This is a genomic window from Burkholderia sp. JPY481 (assembly GCF_038900515.1).
In the GTDB taxonomy this organism is placed as follows: Bacteria; Pseudomonadota; Gammaproteobacteria; order Burkholderiales; family Burkholderiaceae; genus Paraburkholderia; species Paraburkholderia youngii.
In genome coordinates, this window is record NZ_JAYMRT010000001.1 from 871,305 (window position 1) to 889,854 (window position 18,550).

The window sequence follows — 18,550 nt, forward strand, 5'->3', positions numbered from 1 at the left end:
TCAGGACTATTCATGGCTCACTCCAGCACCTCCAGCGGTAACGCAGCAAGCAGCCGGTTCGCGCCGGGGCGCGCCCGCGACATCGTGTGCCTCGGCCGGCTGGCCGTCGATCTGTACGCGCAACAGGTCGGCGCGCGGCTCGAAGACGTGTCGAGCTTCGCGAAGTATCTCGGCGGCTCGTCGGCGAACATCGCGTTCGGCTGCGCGCGGCTCGGGCTTGACGCAGCCATGCTCGCGCGCGTCGGCAACGATCACATGGGACGCTTCCTGACCGAGACGCTCGCGAAGGAAGGCTGCGACGTGAGCCACGTGCGCATCGATCACGAACGGCTGACCGCGCTCGTGCTGCTCGGCCTGAAGGACCGCGACACGTTCCCGCTGATCTTCTACCGCGAGAACTGCGCGGACATGGCGGTCGACGAGGCCGATTTCGACGAGGCGTTCATCGCGTCGTCGAAAGCGCTGCTGATCACCGGCACGCATTTTTCCACCGAGCAGGTCAATCGCACGAGCCGCCGCGCGCTCGAATACGCGCGCCGCAACGACGTGCGCACCGTGCTCGACATCGACTACCGCCCGGTGCTGTGGGGACTGACGGGCAAGGCCGACGGCGAGACGCGTTTCGTCGCGAGCGAGGGTGTCAGCACGCATTTGCAGCGGATACTGCCGCTGTTCGATCTGGTGATCGGCACCGAGGAAGAGTTTCGCATCGCCGGCGGCAAGACCGACCTGCGCGATGCGCTCGCGATGGTGCGCGCCGTGACGCCGGCCACGCTGGTGCTGAAGCGCGGGCCGCTCGGCTGTCAGATCATTGACGGCGAGGTGCCTGCATCGCTCGACGCTGCGCCGATTCATGGCGGCGTCGAAGTCGAAGTGCTGAACGTGCTCGGCGCGGGCGACGCATTCGCTTCCGGCTTCCTCTCAGGCTGGCTGCGCGATCAGCCGCTCGAGGCCTGCGCGCGCGCCGCGAATGCGAGCGGCGCGCTGGTCGTATCACGCCACGGCTGCGCACCGGCGATGCCGACCCCGGCCGAACTCGACTACTTCCTGCGCGAAGCGCAGGCCGATCCGCAGCGCATGCGCCGGCCCGATCGCGATGCGAAGCTCGCAAGACTGCATCGCGTGTCGCCGGCGCGTAAAGCGTGGCACGAAGTACTCGGCTTCGCGTTCGATCATCGCAACCCGTTCTTCGAACTCGCGCAGCAGACCGGCGCGGACGAAGCGCGCATTGCCTCGTTGAAGGGCTTGTTCGTCGAAGCGGTAGCCCAGACCGAGCGCGCATTGAACCTGCAGGGACGCATCGGCGTATTGATCGACGACCGCTATGGTCAGGACGCGCTGAATGCCGCGACCGGCCGCGGCTGGTGGATCGGCCGTCCGGTCGAGCTGCCCCACTCCGTGCCGCTCGTGTTCGATCATGGCCGCTCGATCGGCACCACGCTGATCGCGTGGCCGCAGGAGCACGTCGCCAAATGCCTCGTGCAGTTTCACCCCGATGAGCCGATCGAGCAGCGGCTCGAACAGGAGGCGCAACTGCGCGCGCTGTATGACGCGACCCAGGCCAGTGGCCACGAACTGCTGCTCGAAGTGATTCCGCCGAAGCATGCGTCGCTGCCGCAGGGGCCGGACATCGTGTATCGCGCGTTGAAGCGCCTGTACAACCTCGGCATCTACCCCGAGTGGTGGAAGCTCGAACCGATGGACGCCGCGCAATGGCAGGCCATCGACGCGCTGATCGCCGAGCGCGATCCGTATTGCCGCGGCGTCGTGCTGCTCGGCTTGTCGGCGGCGGTCGAGCAGTTGAGCGAAGGCTTTCGTGCGGCCGCGCAAGCGGCGACGTGCCGCGGCTTCACGGTCGGCCGCACGATCTTTCACGAACCGAGCCATGCGTGGCTCGCCGGTGAAATCGGCGATGACGAACTGATCGCGCGCGTGCGCCACACGTTCGAAACGCTGATCGCCGCGTGGCGCAATGCGCGCGGCGAACCGACGGCGCATGGCACACCTCATCACGCTCATCAGGAGCAAGCCGCATGAACGAGGGCATCATGCATGACGACACTCCATCCACCAGCGGCGCGCCGCAAGCGCCCGCCCGCACCGGCGGCACGATTCGCCTGACGATGGCACAGGCGCTGGTGCGCTACCTCGCCGCGCAACGCGTCGCCAGCGAAGACGGCGCCAGCGTCGAACCACTGTTCGGCGGCGTGTTCGCGATCTTCGGCCACGGCAACGTCGCGGGCATCGGCGAGGCGCTGTATCAGCATCGCGACGCGCTGCCCACTTTCCGGGCGCATAACGAGCAGGCGATGGCACACAGTGCGATCGCCTACGCGAAGGCTCACTTTCGCCGCCGCATGATGGCGGTGACGACGTCGATCGGCCCCGGTGCGACGAATCTGCTGACCGCGGCCGCGCTCGCGCACGTGAACCGTCTGCCGGTGCTGCTGCTGCCCGGCGACATCTTCGTGTCGCGCGCGCCCGATCCGGTGTTGCAGCAGCTCGAGGATTTCAACGACGGCGGCGTATCCGCGAACGACGCGTTCAAGCCGCTGTCGCGTTACTTCGACCGCATCGTGCATCCGGCGCAATTGCTGAGCGCGCTGCCGCGCGCGATCCGCGTGCTGACCGATGCGGCGTTGTGTGGCCCCGTCACGCTCGCGTTGCCGCAGGACGTGCAGGCGCAGGCATGGGACTTTCCGGAGGACTTTTTCACGCCGCGCGTCGTGCGCATTCATGCGCCCGCCCCGCGTAGCGACGATCTCGACGCCGCGTGCGCGCGCTTGCGGCACGCGAAGCGGCCGCTGATCGTCGCGGGCGGCGGCGTGCTGTACAGCCGCGCGGCCGATGCGCTGCACCGCTTCGCGAGCGCGCATGGCGTGCCGGTCGCGGAAACCCAGGCGGGCAAAAGCTCGCTCGCGTGGAACGATCCGCTGAATGCGGGCGCGCTCGGCGTGACCGGCTCGCCGGCCGCCAATGCACTCGCGCATGACGCCGACTGCGTGCTCGCGCTCGGCACGCGGCTGCAGGACTTCACGACCGGCTCGAACACGCTGTTCACGCAAGCCGACGTGATCGCGATCAACGCGAATGGCTTCGACGCGCTCAAGCATCGCGGCTTCGTCGTCGAAGCCGATGTGAAGCTCGCGCTCGATGCGCTCGCCGGGCCGCTGCAAGGCTGGCACGCCGAGCGCGCGTGGACCGCGCGCGCGCACAAGCTCGCGGCCAGTTGGCGCGACACCGTGCAAACGCTCACGCATGCGCCGCAACGCGACGCGGTGCTGCCCTACGAGGGCGATGTGATCGGCGCGGTGCAGCGTTCGAGCCCGCGCTCGCCGACCGACGACATCGTCGTCTGCGCGGCCGGCACGCTGCCCGCCGATCTGCACAAGCTGTGGCGCGCGGGCCGGCCCGGCGCGTATCACGTCGAATATGGCTACTCGTGCATGGGCTACGAGATCGCGGGCGGCCTCGGCGTGAAGCTCGCGCGGCCCGAGCGCGAGGTGATCGTGATTCTCGGCGACGGCAGCTATCTGATGATGAACAGCGAGATCGTGAGCTCGGTGATGCTCGGTGCGAAGCTGATCGTCGTCGTGCTCGACAATCGCGGCTTCGGCTGCATCAACCGGCTGCAACAGGCTTGCGGCGGCGCACCGTTCAACAATCTGCTCGACGATTGCGCGCAAGGACCGGAAGGCGTGCCGCGCATCGACTTCGCCGCGCATGCGCGCGCGCTCGGCGCGCAAGCCGAACATGCGCGTAATCTCGCCGAACTCGAAGTGGCACTGCAACGCGCACGCGCGGCCAACGGCACGTACGTGATCAGCATCGACACCGACCCGGCTCGCACCACCGAAGACGGGGGCTGGTGGTGGGAAGTCGCGGTGCCCGAAGTATCGACGCGCACCGAGGTACGCGACGCCCGCGCGAAGTACGACGCGCAGCTCGCCGCGCGCGCGGCGCCCTCCGCACCGCCCTCGCCGCCACAGGGCGCCGATCACGACTGAGAACCATGAGGACTTCTGCATGACTGCTTTCGACGTACGCATCGGCATCAATCCGCTGTCGTGGATGAACGACGACCTGCCGTCGCTCGGCGGCGAGACGCCGCTCGAAGTCGCGCTGACCGAGGGCCGCCAGATCGGCTACCAGGGCTTCGAGCTCGGCAACAAGTTTCCCCGCGAGCCGCAAGCGCTGAAAACGCTGCTCGCGCAATACGACCTCGCGCTCGTGTCCGGCTGGTACTCGGGACAACTGGCCAAACGCAGCGTCGCGGAAGAAATCGACGCGGTCGGCTCGCATCTGGAATTGCTCGCGCAGAACGGCGCGACAGTGATGGTGTATGGCGAGGTCGCCGATTCGATCCAGGGCGCGCCGCGCCCGCTGTATCAACGGCCGCGCTTTTTCAGCGACGCGCAATGGGCCGGCTACGCGGCACGCGTCGATGAATTCGCGCGCTATACGCTGAGCCGTGGCGTTCGGCTCGCCTATCATCATCACATGGGCGCGTATGTCGAAACGCCAGCCGACGTCGATCAGTTGATGGCGCGCACCAGCGATGCGGTAGGCCTGCTGTTCGACGCCGGGCACATCACGTTCGCGGGCGGTGATCCGGTGGCCGTGCTCGACAAGCACATTGCGCGCGTTTGTCACGTGCACTGCAAGGACGTGCGCCCCGCCGTGATGAAGCTCGCGCGCAATCGCAACTGGAGTTTTCTCGATGCGGTGATCGCCGGCGCGTTCACGGTGCCCGGCGACGGCGCGGTCAATTTTCCGGCGCTGATCGACCGGCTGAAGCGGCATGGTTATTGCGGCTGGCTCGTGGTCGAGGCGGAGCAGGACCCCGTGGTCGCACCGTCGTTCGATTATGCGCAGAAGGGGTACGGTACTTTGCGGGCGCTCGTCGATGCGCCGCTCGGCAAGGAGGCAGCATGAGCTTATTGGTAAAGGCAGAGCGCGAAGGCCAGACGATCGCGCGCGTCACGCCGCAGTCGGCCTGCTGGCGCTATGTAGGATTCGCCGCGTACCGGGTCGGCGCGAACGAACTCGTGTATGTATTCGAACCGGCGCGCGAATCGTGCATCGTGGTGCTGAGCGGCGCGGTCGATGTCGAAACGCCGGATACGACTTGGAGTTCGCTCGGTTCGCGCGACAGCGTGTTCGAAGACGCGGCACCGTATGCGGTGTATCTGCCGCCGAACGTGCGCGCGACGGTGCGCGCGAACCGCGACGCGGAGATCGGTGTCGCGAGTGCGCCGGCCAAGGGCGAGTATCCGGCGCGGCTGATCGAGCCCGCGTCGATGAAGCGCTCGACGCGCGGCAAGTCGCTGAATACGCGCTACGTGTGCGACATTCTTCCGCAGACCGAGCCGGCGGAGTCGTTGCTGGTGGTCGAAGTGAGAACGCCGGGCGGTCACGCGTCGAGCTATCCGCCCCACAAGCACGACACCGACAACATTCCGCACGAAAGCTCGCTCGAAGAAACCTATTACCACCGGCTCGATCCGCCGCAAGGCTTCGCGTTTCAGCGCGTGTACACCGACTCGCGCGATATCGACGAATCGATGGCCGTCGAGGATCACGACGTCGTGATGGTGCCGCGCGGCTATCACCCGGTCATCGTGCCGTACGGCTACGACTCGTATTATCTGAACGTGATGGCCGGTAGCCAGCGGGTCTGGCATTTCCATAACGATCCGGTGCACGAGTGGATCATCAATAAGGATGCTTGACCATCCAAAACCCTTGACGCGTTGGCGTGCCCAAGCGTAGCCCCCGCCCCGCGCCGGGCGCGCGCAAGCCTGCGCGTCAACCCACGCCGAGCCACTCGCGCATCACATCGTCACGCGACAGAAATGACGCGAGCGCGCCGTCGAACACGATCTCGCCGTGCCCCATCACCGCGACGCGGCTCGCGATGTCCTGCGCGATCACGAGCCTCTGTTCGATCAGCAACATCGCGACGCCACGCTCGCGCAGCGCATGCAGACAATCGGCGACCTGCTGCATCACGAGACTCGCGAGCCCTTCGCCGGGCTCGTCGATCAGCAGCAGATCGGGGTCGCCGAGCAGCGCCCGCGCGAGCGCGAGCATCTGTTGCTCGCCGCCCGACAGCGCGCCGGCACGCGTGCGCTTGCGCTCGGCGAGCACCGGGAATAGCGCATATGCGTCGTCGAGCGTGAAGCGCGGCGCGCGGCCACGCTCACGCGATGCGGCAGCCGGCGCAATGCCGAGCAGCAGGTTCTCATGCACACTCAGCGCGGCGAACACGTCGCGATGCTCGGCCACATAGCCGAGCCCGAGCCGCGCGATCTCGAACGTGCGCAGACCCGCGAGCGAGCGCCCCGCGAAACGCAGTTCGCCCTCGCAGCGCACGAGGCCCATGATCGCGCGTGCAAGCGTCGAGCGGCCCGAGCCATTGCGGCCGACCAGCGCAATCACTTCGCCGGGCTCGATGCTCAGCGTGACGCCGTGCAGCGCCTGGCTCGCGCCGTACCACGCGTTGAGGTCGCGAATGTCGAGCAGCGCGCTCATCGGCCTGCCCCGTTGCCGGGTTCGTCACCGGCCCGAGTGCGTGAGCCCGGGTCGACGCGCTCACCCAGATACGCGGCCCGCACCGCCGCGTCCGCTCGAATCGCGCCCGGCGACCCGCTCGCGATGATGCGCCCCTGCACCAGCACCGAAATCCGATCCGCGATCGCGAACACCGCGTCCATGTCGTGCTCGACCATCAGCAGCGTGCGGCCCGCGGTGGTGTCGCGGATCAGCTCGATCGCGCGCGCCGCCTCCGCGCGGTTCATGCCCGCGGTCGGTTCGTCGAGCAGCAGCGTGTGCGCGCCGCCGGCGAGCGCGATGCCGAGGTCGAGCGCGCGTTGCTCCGCGTAGCTGAGCGTGCCGGCCGCGACGTCGCGGCGCGGGCCGAGGCCGACCGCATCGAGCACCTCGGCGGCGCGCGCATCGATCGCGGCGGTGCCGGTCAGACGCTGCCACCAGCGCGTGCGATCGCGCTCGGCAAGCTGCGCCGCGCAGCGCAGGTTGTCGAACACGGACAGCCGCGCGAACACGCTGGTGCTCTGGAAGCTGCGCGCGAGGCCGCGGCGCGCGATCGCGGCGGGCGCCAGCCGCGTGATGTCCGCGCCGAACAGATGGATACGCCCCGCGCTCGGCCGCGCGCCGCCCCCGATCAGGTTGAACAGCGTCGACTTGCCCGCGCCGTTCGGGCCGATCAGCGCGTGCCGCTCCCCGGGCTCGATCGCGAGATCGACGCCGCGCAGTATTTGCGTCGCGCCGAAACGCTTTTCGATGCCGTAGAGCGCCAGTGCGGGGATCACCGTGCGGCTCCGGAGGAACGTGCCGCGCGTGCGTGGGCGCTCACGCGTGCATGCGCGCGCAGCGCATGGCGTGTGGACAATGCAGCCAGGGCGGCGAGCGCAACGAATGCCAGCGCCAGAGGAAGCGGCAACAGCATCGGTGCGACGGTGACATCGGCACCCGCGCCCGCACCGCCGCCGAACAATGCGCTAAATGCCGCCCCTTCGTCCGCACCGAACTGCGCCGCATAGGCCCACTGCACCGCGATCACGACGGCCGCGAGCCACAGCAACCCTGCCGCCGCGCTCCACAGATAAGCGGCGCGGCAACCTCGCCAGCCATAGGCCGCAATCCGCGCCACGTGTCGCGAGGCAAAGCCCGCAAGCCCATCCGGCGCGGCCATCACGACGACGACAAAGAACAGCCCGAGATAAAACAGCCACGCCCGCGTGACACTCGCGACCACCACGCTGAAAAACGTCAGCACGATCGCCCCCGCGACCGGCCCGAAAAACGCGGCAGTGCCGCCGATCACGGTCGCGATCAGCACCGCGCCCGAGCGCATCATGCCGACGCTTTCGGTCGATACGAGTTCGATATTGATCAGCCCGAGCGTCCCCGCGATGCCCGCGAAAAACGCCGACAGCACGACCACGCCATAGCGAACCCGGCGCGGATAGCAGCCGATCGCCGCCGCGCGCGCCGGGTTGTCGCGCACCGCGTTCGCGAGCCGCATGAACGGCGTGCGCGACAGCGCGAACATCGCGACACTCGCGACGACGCACCACAGCGCGATCAGCGCATAGGCCTCGCGCGCCGGACCGAAACTGCAGCCGCCGAAGAGCGGCCCGCTCGCGCGATCGATCGCGACGCCCGCCTCGCCGCCGAACCAGCCCGGCAGCGTCCACGCGGCCGCGACGACGAGCTCGCCGAGACCTAGCGTGATCATCGCGAACGCGGTGCCGGCACGGCGCGTCGCGATGAAGCCGAACAGCACGCCGCACAGCGCGCCGCCGATGCCGCCGACCAACGGCAGCAGCACGAGCGGCACGCCGCCCGCGTTGAACAGGCGCGCGGCGATCAGCGCGCCGAGCCCCGCATACGCGGCATGTCCGAACGACAGCAGCCCGGTCTCGCCGAGCAACAGGTTGTACGACAGCGCGAACACGATCATCGTGGCGCTTTGCGCGAGATAGGCGAGCAGCCAGCTGTGCGGCCAGATGAAAGGCGGCACGGCCAGAAAGGCGACGAGCGCGAGCCAGGGCGCGAGCGCGCCACCGCGCCTGCGCGGCGGCGCCCTGCTTTCCAGCGCATCTGACGGCCCGCCCCGCTTACGCATGATCGTCACGCCGTCCGAACAGCCCGCGCGGCCTCATCGCCAGCACCGCGACGAGCAGTAGGTACGGCAGCAGCGGCGCGACTTGCGCGAGCGTCAGCGCGTCCCATTCGGGCGGCAGCACCGCGCCGACGAGCGCCACCGCGTCGCCCAACGACAGATCGCTCGCGACCGCCAGCGTCTGCACGCTCCCCACCAGCAGCGACGCGAGGAGCGCCCCGCTAAGCGACCCGAGCCCGCCGATCACGACGACGACGAACACGATCGAGCCGAGCGACTCCGCCATCGCCGGCTCGATCACGAACAGCGGCGCGCCGATCACGCCGGCCAGCGCGGCGAGCGCGGTGCCGGCCGCGAATACGCCGGTGAACACGCGCGGCACGTTGTAGCCGAGCGCTTCGACGGCCTGCGCATGCGTGAGCGCGGCGCGCACGATCAGGCCGGTCTTCGATACGCGCAGCATTGCGATGAGCGCCGCGAGCATCGCGAGCGACACCGCCATCATGAACGCGCGATAGCGGGTGAAAACCGCGCCGTACAGCGAGAACAGCGGACCGTCGAGCACGGCCGGGATTCTCGCCGACAGCGGACTGAGCCCCCAGCCGAGCTTGACGAGTTCGCCGAGCAGATACGCGGCGCCGAACGTCAACAGAAGCTCGGGCAGATGACCGTGGCCGCGCACGCGCCGCAGCAGCCAGCGCTCGAGCGCCGCGCCGAGCAGACCGACGACGAGCGGCGCGACCACCAGCGCGCTCCAGAAACCGGCGCGCGCCGCCACCGAAAAGCCGACGTACGCGCCGAGCATGTAGAAGCTCGCATGCGCGAAGTTGAGCACGCCGAGCATGCTGAAGATTAGCGTGAGCCCGGCCGACAGCATGAACAGCAACAGCCCGTAGCTCAGGCCGTTGAGCAAAGTGATGATGAACGACTGCACGCGTCTAGTCCGCCGTCCCGCCAACGCACAACGGTTCGAGCGCCGCGCGCAGTTCGGCGGGCAGGTTCACTGGCCGCCGCGTCGCGCGATCCACGTAGACGTGCACGAAATGCCCCTGCGCGGCGGGCGCATCATCGCCGTCGCGGAACAGCCCCACCTCGTAGCGCACGCTCGACGTGCCGAGCCGCGCGACGCGCAAGCCCGCGTCGATGCGATCGGGAAATACGAGCGGCGCGAAGTAGTTGCACTGCGTCTCGACGACGAGCCCGATCGTCGCGCCGTGCTCGAAATCGAGCACGCCCGCGCGTATCAGATACTCGTTCACGACGGTGTCGAAGTAGCTGTAGTAGACGACGTTGTTCACGTGGCCGTAGACGTCGTTGTCCATCCAGCGCGTGGTGATCGACAGGAAGTGCGGATACGCGGCGCGGCCGGCAGGGGCGGGTTTGTTCATCGGACGTGGCGGTTGGTGGATGCGAGGATGCGGGGCTGCGTCACAAAGATTCCGTCAGCATGCGGCGATAGTCGTCGGCGCTCGCCTCACGCGGATTCGTGCGATGGCAGTGATCGAGCAGCGCGCCCTGCACGACCTTGTCGAACATGCTTTCGTCGACGCCCATCTGCCTGAGGCCGGTCGGCAGACCGAGCCGCGCGGTCATGTCGAACAGCGCCTGCGCGAGATCCGCATGCTCGGGCACCCCCATCACGCGACGCATGCGCGCATAGCGGCGCTCGGCCACCACGCTCGGCGCGCGCTCGTTGAAGCGCAGCACCGCGGGCAGCACGACCGCGTTCAACGTACCGTGATGCAGCGACGTGCGGCCGTTCACCTTCAGGCCGCCCAGCGGATGCGACAGCGAATGCACACAGCCGAGGCCCTTCTGGAACGCCATCGCGCCCTGCATCGACGCGCTCATCATGTTCAGGCGCGCCTCGCGATCGCTGCCGTCCGCGCACGCGCGCTCGATGCTGTGCCACGCGCGTTCGAGGCCGTCGAGCGCGATGCCGTCGGCGGGCGGATTGAAGGCCGGCGCGAGGAAGGTCTCGATGCAATGCGCGATCGCATCCATGCCGGTCGCGGCGGTCAGCCCCGGCGGCAGGCCGAGCGTGAGACCCGGGTCGCACAGCGCCGATTTCGGCAGCAGACTCCACGAATGAAAGCCGAGCTTGCGGCCATCGTTCAGGATCACGATCGCGCCGCGCGCGACTTCGCTGCCGGTGCCGGCCGTGGTCGGAATCGCGATCAACGGCGCGACGGCGTCGGTGATCTTCGCGCTGCCGCCTTCGATCGTCGCGTACTGCGTGAGCGGCCCCGGATGCGTGGCCGCGATCGCGACGCCCTTCGCGAGATCGATCGACGAACCGCCGCCCACCGCGATCAGCCCGTCGCAGCGCTCGTCGCGATACACCTGGGCCGCCGCGAGCACCTTGTCCTCGGTCGGATTCGACGGCGTGTCGTCGAACAGCGGCACGTCGCCGAGCTTCAGCGCATCGAGTGCCTGCCGCGCGATGCCGGCCGCGACGACGCCCTTGTCGCTGATCACCAGAGGCCGCCTGATGCCGATGCGCGCGCACTCGGACGACAGTTGCGACAGTGCGTCGTAGCCCAGATGAATATGGGTCAGGTAGTAGATGTAGGCCATGCCGTTGCTTCTCCCTGAGCGTGCGCTCATTGACCGCTGATTGACGTGGATGAACGATTCGATGATGCGTCGATGGCTGCTGTGTGCTGTCTCTATGTTGTCTGCGTTGTCCGCATTGTCTGTGTGCTGGCCAATGTTGCGGCTCGATGGGCCGAGCGCTTCACAGCCCCGGCCGCTCGACGAATTCGAACGGCAAATTGCGCCGCCGCATCCATTCGCCGAGCGCTTGCCCCGTGCCCGCGCGCCACGGCCGCAGCTTCGCGGGCTCGACGAGCTGGTATTCCAGGAGTTCCGGCGACAGCGCGATCGTCCCATGCGCCTTCACGTGATACGCGATGATCAGCTCGTTCTTGCGGATGAATTCGTACACGCCGATCAGTTCGACCGATTCCGTGTGCAGCGACGTCTCCTCCATCACTTCGCGAGCGATGCCCTGCTCCGGCGTCTCGCCGTTTTCGAGGAAGCCGGTGATCAGCGCGAACCTGCCCTCGGGCCATGCGGCGTTGCGCGCAAGCAGAACCTTGCCCTCGTACTCGACGATCGCGGCGACGACCGGCAGCGGATTATTCCAATGAACATAACCGCACTCGGTGTCGGGACAGATCTGACGGACGCGGCCACCGTCGTGTTCGGGGTCGGTGCGTTCGGTCAGAGGCTTCGCGCAGCGGGGACAGAATCGGTACTCGGTCATGGCGGGGGACGTCTCGTTGTTTCCTGTTTTTTGGCGGGTCGTAGTGGTGTGGCATTGCGCGTGTACCGAGTGGTGCGCCGAGGCGCCGGCAGTCACTCAGGCTCCGGCAGCTTCATGCGTCTTCGGTCACGCGATGCACAGTTCGCGTACGTCGGCCGCGAAACGCTCGACCGTTTCGGGCTGCGTGTCCCACGCGCACATCAGCCGGCAACCGCCCGCGCCGATGAACTCGTAAAACTTCCAGCCACGTGCGCGCATCGTCTTCGCGGCATGCGGCGGCAACTGCGCGAACACCGCGTTCGATTCGCTCGGAAACATGATGCTCACGCCCGGGATTTCCTGCAACCGCGCCTCCAGCAGACGCGCCATCGCGTTCGCGTGACGTGCATTGCGCAACCATACGTCGTTGTCGAGCAGGCCGAGCCACGGCGCGGAAATGAAACGCATCTTCGATGCCAGCTGTCCCGCCTGCTTGAGCCGATAAGCGAAATCGTCGGCGAGCGCGCGGTCGAAGAACACCACCGCCTCGCCGACTGGCAGGCCGTTCTTGGTGCCGCCGAAGCACAGCACGTCGACACCCGCGCGCCATGTGATTTCCGACGGATGCACGTCGAGCGCGGCGACCGCGTTCGCGAAACGCGCGCCGTCCATGTGCACCTTCAGATGACGGCGCTTCGCGATCGCGGCGATCGCGCGCACTTCCTCGACGCTGTAGACGGTGCCGACCTCGGTCGACTGCGTCAGCGTGACGACCTTCGGCTTCGGATAGTGGATATCGGCGCGCCGCGTGACGATGCACTCGATCGCATCGGGCGTGAGCTTGCCGCCGATGCCCGGCGCGGTCAGCAGCTTCGAGCCGTTTGAAAAGAACTCCGGACCGCCGCATTCGTCGGTCTCGATGTGCGCGAGTTCGTGGCAGATCACCGAGTGGTACGACTGGCACAGCGACGCGAGCGCGAGCGAATTGGCCGCCGTGCCGTTGAACACGAAGAACACTTCGCAATCGGTTTGAAACAGGTCGCGCAGACGGTCGCAGACCTGGTTGGTCCAGGAGTCGTCGCCGTAGGCCGGCTCGTGGCCGCTGTTGTTGGCGGCGATCAGCGCGTCGAGCGCTTCGGGACAGATGCCGGCATAGTTGTCGGACGCGAAATGTTGCATGGTCGAGCGACGCGCCCGGCGACAGGCGCGAGGGAATGACGGAAAGCGGTCATTTTAGTGCGCTCGTGCGAGATTTGTTTTCAGGCGCTAGTTGCGACCGCAATCCGGCATGCGGCCACGGCGCGGGCCGCGCGGCACGCGCATCACCGCGATCAGCCCTACCGCCCCCGCCAGCAGCGCGCCCGCGGCGAGCCACAGCGCCAGCGAAAACGATCCCGTGTGGGCGGCAATCGGCGCTGCCACCAACGGACCCGCGATCTGTCCGATGCCATAGGCCGCCGTCGCGTAACCCATCAGCCCGGCCGCATCGTCGCCGCGCAGCCGCCGCGCCTCGCGCATCGCGAATAGCGTGATCGCGGTAAACGGCAGGCCGATCAGGATGCTGCCGAGCGAAAACCCGCCCGCCGTCGGCCACACGATGCCCAACGCGATGCCGATTGCCTGCAGCACATATGAGCCTGCGAGCAGCGTGCGGTTGTCCCAATGCAACGGCAAACGCGCGGCGAGCAACGCGCCGACGATCAGCGCGGCACCGAACATCGGCCAGAACAGGTCCGGCCATGCCGAGCCCGGCAACGCGTGGCGCGCGATGACCGGCAGAAAGGTCGCGGTGATGATGTAGCCGAAGCCCGGGATACCGTAGAGCAGCACCAGCCAGAACGCGTCGCTGCGGTGGACGGCATGGCTCGTCTGAACGCCGGCCGTACGGGGCGGCGGGTTTGCGCCAGTGCGTGATCCAGTGGCGGATTTTGCTGCCGAGGAGCTCGCAACGGCAGGCCGCGCTGCCCCCGCGCGCCCTGTCTCGGCGAACACGGGCCACACCAGCACGGTCAGCACCGCGCCGATCACCGCAAAGCCGATCCATCCGACCACCGCGCCATAGCCACCCGCGACGCTGACCAGCAAGCCGGTCCCGACGATGCCCACGCCCGGCCCGGTGTAGATGACCCCGCTCCACGCATGCGCGCCGAGTTCGGCGAGCCGCCGCAAGCCCCACTGCGACGCGAACACGAAGGTCCATGCGCTGACCGCGCCGGCGACGAAGCGCACCAGCGCCCACACCCAGAACTGGCCGGTGACGCCCATCGCGAGCGTGAGCAGCACGGTCGCGGCGAGTCCGACGCGCACCATCCGCGCGGGCTCTGCCCGCAGCGCCGCGCAGGTCATCGCACCGACGAAATAGCCGGCGTAATTGAACGACGCGAGCCAGCCGCCATGCTGGATATCGAGGTGCGGCTGGCCGAGCGCCGCGCCGTGCAGCATCAGCGGCAGCAGCGGCGTGAATGCGAAGCGCCCGATCCCGAGCGCGACGGCCAGCGCGGCCATGCAGGCGAGCGCCGCGCGCCGGGCGGCGTGCGGTTCGTGAAAGCGCCGGTACGCGTGGGAAGCCAGGTCGTTCATGTCGGACGGTCAAGCAGCGATGGGGTGAATCCATATTAGCTTGACCTTTCGATCACGAAAAATGAATAATTAGAATGTAATTCATCGCCGGGAGAGAATCATGGATCTGGCTGCTCTGACGATTTTTCGCGCGGTAGTACGCGAAAACGGCGTGACGCGCGCTGCGGCGAAGCTCAATCGCGTGCAATCGAACGTGACCACGCGCATCAAGCAGCTCGAGGAGCAACTCGGCACCGAGTTGTTCATCCGCGACGGCCGCCGGCTCGTGCTGACGCCGGCCGGCGAGACCCTGCTGCCCTACGCGGAACGGCTGCTCGCGCTCGCCGACGAGGCGCGTCACGCGGTGCGCGAGGATCGTCCGAGCGGGCGGCTGCGTCTCGGTACGATGGAAAGCGTCGCGGCGACGCGTCTGCCGGCCCTGCTCGCGCAATATCACCAGCAATGGCCGGCCGTCGAACTGGAGCTGGAGACCGGCACGACCGGCAGGCTGATCGAGCGCGTGCGCGAGTTCGAGGTCGATGCGGCGTTGGTCGCGACGCCGCTCGATCCTGCGACGCTCGGCGATGTGTTCGAAACCGTGCCGATCTTCCGCGAAGAACTCGTGATGCTGACGCCGCGCGGCCATCGGCCGATCCGCGAGGTGCGCGACATCGCGCTATCGACGCTGATCGCGTTCGAGCGCGGCTGCGCCTACCGCGCGTATATCGAGAAGTGGTATCTGGAGCACGGGGTGCGACCGGAGCGCGTGCTGGAGCTCGGCTCGTATCACGCGATCGTCGCGTGCGTGGCGGCCGGCGCGGGCGTCGCGGTCGCACCGCGCTCGGTGCTCGATCTGCAGCCCGACACGAGCAATATCGCGGTGCACGAGTTGCCCGATATCGGCATCATCGACACGCTGCTGCTCTGGCGACGCGGGCATTTTTCGTCGGCGCTCAACGCGTTGCGGCGCGCGCTGGTCGCGTCGCAGGAAGGGACGGCCGACGCGGATGCGGCGGCGCCCGTGGATACCAATGCGGTCTGATCGTTGAATCCACCGCGCCGGCAAAGAGGTTCGACGCAAGCCGATCGGCTTCGGCAAAAGCGAAGGGGCCACGCAACGCGCCGATTCTGCTGGCGCGCCGCGTGGCCCCTTTGTCGAACCCGGCTCGACTTCGCGTCGAGCCGGACTCAACCGACCATCAGATTCAAAGCTGTGCTTCGACCCAGCCCTTGACGCCCGCGAGCGCCGCCGGCAGGTTGGCCGGCTCGGTACCGCCAGCCTGCGCCATGTCCGGACGGCCACCGCCCTTGCCGCCCACCTGCTGGGCCACGAAGTTGACCAGTTCGCCCGCCTTGACCTTCTTGCTGGCGTCGGCGGTCACACCGGCGATCAGGCTGACCTTGCCGCCTTCGACCGACGCGAGCACGATCGCCGCGCTCTTCAGCTTGTCCTTGAGCTTGTCGACCGTTTCGCGCAGCGTCTTCACATCCGCGCCTTCGAGCGTTGCCGCGAGCACGTGCACGCCGCCGACGTCGATCGCCTGGCCCGCGAGCTCGTCGCCCTGGCTCGACGCCATCTTCGACTTCAGCGCGCTCAGTTCCTTCTCGAGCGCCTTCACCTGGTCCTGCACCTGGCCGATGCGCTGCGTGAGTTCCGCCGGTTGCGCCTTCAGCACGGCCGCGGCCGCGTTGACGCGCGCTTCGAGCTCCTGCACGTAGCGCACCGCGTTGTCGCCGGTGATCGCTTCGACGCGGCGGATACCGGCCGCGACGCCGCCTTCCATCACGATCTTGAAGAAGCCGATGTCGCCCGAGCGATTCACGTGCGTACCGCCGCACAGCTCACGCGAGAAGCCGAGGTCGAGCACGCGCACTTCGTCGCCGTACTTTTCGCCGAACAGCGCCATCGCGCCGCCCTTCACCGCATCGTCGTACGACATCAAACGCACGATGCCGGGCGCGTTCGCCAGCACTTCCGCGTTGACGATTTCCTCGACGCGGCGGATCTGTTCGTCCGTCATCGGCGCGTTGTGCGCGAAGTCGAAGCGGGTCTTGTCTGCGTCGACGAGCGAGCCCTTCTGCTGCACGTGCGAACCGAGCACCTCGCGCAGCGCCTTGTGCATCAGGTGCGTGGCCGAGTGGTTGCGCGCCGTGCGAGCGCGGCGCACCGCGTCGATTTCCGCCTTGACGACGTCGCCAACCTTCAGCGTGCCCTGCTCGAGCGTGCCGTGATGGCCGACCACGTCGGCCTGCACCTTCAGCGTATCGGCAACGGCAAAGCGCGTGCTCGCGTTCGCGAGCACGCCCTGGTCGCCGACCTGGCCGCCCGACTCCGCGTAGAACGGCGTGTGATCGAGCACGACGACCGCCGGCTGGCCGGCCTGCACCTGTTGCACCGACGCGCCGTCCACATACAGCGCGACGACCTTCGCGTCGTCGAAGACGATTTCTTCGTAGCCGTGGAAGGTGGTCTTCGCGCCCGAGTATTCGAGGCCCTGGGCCATCTTGAACTTGCCCGCCGCGCGCGCCTGCTCGCGCTGACGCGCCATCGCGTCGTCGAACGCGGGTTCGTCGACCGTCACTTCGCGCTCGCGGCAGACGTCCGCGGTCAGGTCGAGCGGGAAGCCGTAGGTGTCGTGCAGCTTGAACGCGAGTTCGCCGTCGAGCGTCTTGCCGCCCTTCGCGTCGAGATCGGCCAAAGCGGCTTCGAGAATCGACATGCCGTGCTCGATCGTCTCGAAGAAGCGCTCTTCTTCCTGACGCAGCACGTCGGTCACGCGCTTCTCGGCCTGTGCCAGTTCCGGATAGGCTTCGCCCATCTGCGCGACGAGGTCGGCGACGAGGCGATGGAAGAACGAACCCTTCTTGCCGAGCTTGTAGCCGTGGCGGATCGCGCGGCGCACGATGCGGCGCAGCACGTAGCCGCGGCCTTCGTTGCCCGGAATCACGCCGTCGACGATCAGGAACGAGCACGCGCGGATGTGATCGGCGATCACCTTCAGCGAGTTGTTGGTCAGATCGGTCACGCCGGTTTCGCGACCAGCGGCCTGGATGAGCGCCTGGAAGAGGTCGATCTCGTAGTTGCTGTGCACGTGCTGCAGCACCGCGGCGATACGCTCGAGGCCCATGCCGGTGTCCACGCATTGCTTCGGCAGCGGCGTCATGTTGCCCTGCGCGTCGCGGTTGAACTGCATGAACACGAGGTTCCAGATTTCGATGTAGCGGTCGCCGTCTTCGTCGGGAGACCCCGGCGGGCCACCCCACACGTCCGGGCCGTGGTCGTAGAAGATTTCCGAACACGGGCCGCACGGCCCGGTGTCGGCCATCTGCCAGAAGTTGTCCGACGCGTAGCGCGCGCCCTTGTTGTCGCCGATGCGGATGATGCGCTCGACCGGCACGCCCACTTCCTTCGCCCAGATGTCGTGCGCTTCGTCGTCCTCCTGGTAGACGGTGACCCACAGCTTGTCTTTCGGCAGCTTGTAGACTTCGGTCAGCAGTTCCCACGCGTAGTGGATCGCATCGCGCTTGAAGTAGTCGCCGAACGAGAAGTTACCGAGCATCTCGAAGAACGTGTGGTGACGCGCGGTGTAGCCGACGTTCTCGAGGTCGTTGTGCTTGCCGCCGGCGCGCACGCTGCGCTGCGCGGTCGTGGCGCGCGAATACGGACGCGACTCCGCGCCGAGGAACACATCTTTGAACTGCACCATCCCCGAATTGGTGAAGAGCAGCGTCGGGTCGTTGCCGGGCACGAGGCTCGACGAACGGACGATCGTATGGCCCTTCGATTCGAAGAACTTGAGGAATTTCTCGCGGATATCAGCGGCTTTCATAGCGTGCGGGGGACGGTCCTGACGGTTCCTGACGAAGACTGGCGGTCGATGGGATGCGCCAACTGTCTGTTTCTTTAAACGACTGATTATACGGGATCGGCACGCGTGCGCGGCACCGCGCGCCGCCTGGCTGGCGATCCGGCCAGCACGGCATGCGCCCGCTGCGACACGCGCGCGTCCGATCGTCCGATCGGCGCTATGACGTTCGGCTGACTGCGCCCGCGAGCGGGAATCGCTTAAGATGACTTCCACGAAACGTCGCGCGAA

15 protein-coding genes are annotated in these 18,550 nt (G+C 67.6%); 5 read left to right on the plus strand and 10 right to left on the minus strand.

Annotation, left to right across the window (positions count from 1 at the left end; genetic code table 11):
- Positions 1 to 12 precede the first annotated feature (12 nt).
- From VSR82_RS03945 to iolB, 4 genes are read left to right on the plus strand one after another with little or no spacing between them, the layout of a single operon-like run.
- Positions 13 to 2,037 (plus strand): bifunctional 5-dehydro-2-deoxygluconokinase/5-dehydro-2-deoxyphosphogluconate aldolase, encoded by a 2,025-nt coding sequence (locus VSR82_RS03945; protein WP_410849504.1) that lies wholly within the window; start codon positions 13 to 15, stop codon positions 2,035 to 2,037.
- Positions 2,034 to 4,007, plus strand: coding sequence for a 3D-(3,5/4)-trihydroxycyclohexane-1,2-dione acylhydrolase (decyclizing) (gene iolD / locus VSR82_RS03950; protein ID WP_429458585.1), 1,974 nt, complete (start codon positions 2,034 to 2,036; stop codon positions 4,005 to 4,007). Before VSR82_RS03945 ends, iolD begins: the two co-directional genes overlap by 4 nt.
- A 19-nt stretch (positions 4,008 to 4,026) precedes the next feature.
- Positions 4,027 to 4,935 carry a myo-inosose-2 dehydratase gene (iolE, locus tag VSR82_RS03955; RefSeq protein ID WP_410849506.1) on the plus strand — a complete coding sequence of 303 codons (909 nt, stop codon included), beginning with the start codon at positions 4,027 to 4,029 and terminating at the stop codon, positions 4,933 to 4,935.
- Positions 4,932 to 5,732 carry a 5-deoxy-glucuronate isomerase gene (gene iolB / locus VSR82_RS03960; protein ID WP_368587200.1) on the plus strand — a complete coding sequence of 267 codons (801 nt, stop codon included), beginning with the start codon at positions 4,932 to 4,934 and terminating at the stop codon, positions 5,730 to 5,732. The genes iolE and iolB overlap by 4 nt, the downstream gene beginning before the upstream one ends.
- Before the next feature lie 76 nt (positions 5,733 to 5,808).
- On the opposite strand, the gene VSR82_RS03965 is transcribed toward iolB, so the two are convergent.
- The 9 genes from VSR82_RS03965 to VSR82_RS04005 all read right to left on the minus strand — a co-directional run bounded on the left by VSR82_RS03965 (position 5,809) and on the right by VSR82_RS04005 (position 14,474).
- Positions 5,809 to 6,534, minus strand: a complete 726-nt coding sequence (locus tag VSR82_RS03965) for an ABC transporter ATP-binding protein (RefSeq protein WP_429458582.1) — start codon at positions 6,532 to 6,534, stop codon at positions 5,809 to 5,811.
- A complete protein-coding gene (locus tag VSR82_RS03970; protein WP_429458580.1) occupies positions 6,531 to 7,331 on the minus strand; it encodes an ABC transporter ATP-binding protein in 801 nt (266 codons plus the stop codon). Before VSR82_RS03970 ends, VSR82_RS03965 begins: the two co-directional genes overlap by 4 nt.
- A complete protein-coding gene (locus VSR82_RS03975) occupies positions 7,328 to 8,650 on the minus strand; it encodes a branched-chain amino acid ABC transporter permease (protein ID WP_429458578.1) in 1,323 nt (440 codons plus the stop codon). Before VSR82_RS03975 ends, VSR82_RS03970 begins: the two co-directional genes overlap by 4 nt.
- Entirely contained in the window at positions 8,643 to 9,581 is a 939-nt protein-coding gene (locus VSR82_RS03980; RefSeq protein ID WP_429458576.1) for a branched-chain amino acid ABC transporter permease, read from the minus strand. Before VSR82_RS03980 ends, VSR82_RS03975 begins: the two co-directional genes overlap by 8 nt.
- A 4-nt stretch (positions 9,582 to 9,585) precedes the next feature.
- On the minus strand, positions 9,586 to 10,035 hold the full coding sequence (locus VSR82_RS03985; RefSeq protein ID WP_410849511.1) for an acyl-CoA thioesterase: 450 nt from the start codon (positions 10,033 to 10,035) through the stop codon (positions 9,586 to 9,588).
- A gap of 40 nt (positions 10,036 to 10,075) precedes the next feature.
- Entirely contained in the window at positions 10,076 to 11,224 is a 1,149-nt protein-coding gene (gene gbd / locus VSR82_RS03990) for a 4-hydroxybutyrate dehydrogenase (RefSeq protein WP_368585275.1), read from the minus strand.
- Positions 11,225 to 11,384: 160 nt separating this feature from the next.
- On the minus strand, positions 11,385 to 11,915 hold the full coding sequence (locus VSR82_RS03995; RefSeq protein ID WP_368585274.1) for an NUDIX domain-containing protein: 531 nt from the start codon (positions 11,913 to 11,915) through the stop codon (positions 11,385 to 11,387).
- 126 nt (positions 11,916 to 12,041) lie between these two features.
- Positions 12,042 to 13,073: a threonine aldolase family protein gene (locus tag VSR82_RS04000; protein ID WP_429458573.1), complete on the minus strand. Its 1,032-nt coding sequence runs from the start codon at positions 13,071 to 13,073 to the stop codon at positions 12,042 to 12,044.
- Between the two features lie 87 nt (positions 13,074 to 13,160).
- A complete protein-coding gene (locus VSR82_RS04005) occupies positions 13,161 to 14,474 on the minus strand; it encodes a YbfB/YjiJ family MFS transporter (protein WP_429458571.1) in 1,314 nt (437 codons plus the stop codon).
- 100 nt (positions 14,475 to 14,574) lie between these two features.
- Between VSR82_RS04005 and VSR82_RS04010 the strand changes: the two genes are divergently transcribed.
- Entirely contained in the window at positions 14,575 to 15,495 is a 921-nt protein-coding gene (locus VSR82_RS04010; protein ID WP_368585271.1) for a LysR family transcriptional regulator, read from the plus strand.
- Positions 15,496 to 15,658: 163 nt separating this feature from the next.
- Here VSR82_RS04010 and alaS read toward each other — a convergent pair whose 3' ends face one another.
- On the minus strand, positions 15,659 to 18,283 hold the full coding sequence (gene alaS / locus VSR82_RS04015; RefSeq protein ID WP_429458569.1) for an alanine--tRNA ligase: 2,625 nt from the start codon (positions 18,281 to 18,283) through the stop codon (positions 15,659 to 15,661).
- Positions 18,284 to 18,550: the final 267 nt, after the last annotated feature.

Coding starts and splice junctions, on each gene's coding strand:
- VSR82_RS04000 (WP_429458573.1), bottom strand. CDS start 13,073: ATGCAACATTTCGCGTCCGACAACTATGCCGGCATCTGTCCCGAAGCG.
- VSR82_RS03995 (WP_368585274.1), bottom strand. CDS start 11,915: ATGACCGAGTACCGATTCTGTCCCCGCTGCGCGAAGCCTCTGACCGAA.
- VSR82_RS03985 (WP_410849511.1), bottom strand. CDS start 10,035: ATGAACAAACCCGCCCCTGCCGGCCGCGCCGCGTATCCGCACTTCCTG.
- gbd (WP_368585275.1), bottom strand. CDS start 11,224: ATGGCCTACATCTACTACCTGACCCATATTCATCTGGGCTACGACGCA.
- VSR82_RS04010 (WP_368585271.1), top strand. CDS start 14,575: ATGGATCTGGCTGCTCTGACGATTTTTCGCGCGGTAGTACGCGAAAAC.
- VSR82_RS03965 (WP_429458582.1), bottom strand. CDS start 6,534: ATGAGCGCGCTGCTCGACATTCGCGACCTCAACGCGTGGTACGGCGCG.
- VSR82_RS03975 (WP_429458578.1), bottom strand. CDS start 8,650: ATGCGTAAGCGGGGCGGGCCGTCAGATGCGCTGGAAAGCAGGGCGCCG.
- iolB (WP_368587200.1), top strand. CDS start 4,932: ATGAGCTTATTGGTAAAGGCAGAGCGCGAAGGCCAGACGATCGCGCGC.
- iolE (WP_410849506.1), top strand. CDS start 4,027: ATGACTGCTTTCGACGTACGCATCGGCATCAATCCGCTGTCGTGGATG.
- VSR82_RS03945 (WP_410849504.1), top strand. CDS start 13: ATGGCTCACTCCAGCACCTCCAGCGGTAACGCAGCAAGCAGCCGGTTC.
- alaS (WP_429458569.1), bottom strand. CDS start 18,283: ATGAAAGCCGCTGATATCCGCGAGAAATTCCTCAAGTTCTTCGAATCG.
- iolD (WP_429458585.1), top strand. CDS start 2,034: ATGAACGAGGGCATCATGCATGACGACACTCCATCCACCAGCGGCGCG.
- VSR82_RS04005 (WP_429458571.1), bottom strand. CDS start 14,474: ATGAACGACCTGGCTTCCCACGCGTACCGGCGCTTTCACGAACCGCAC.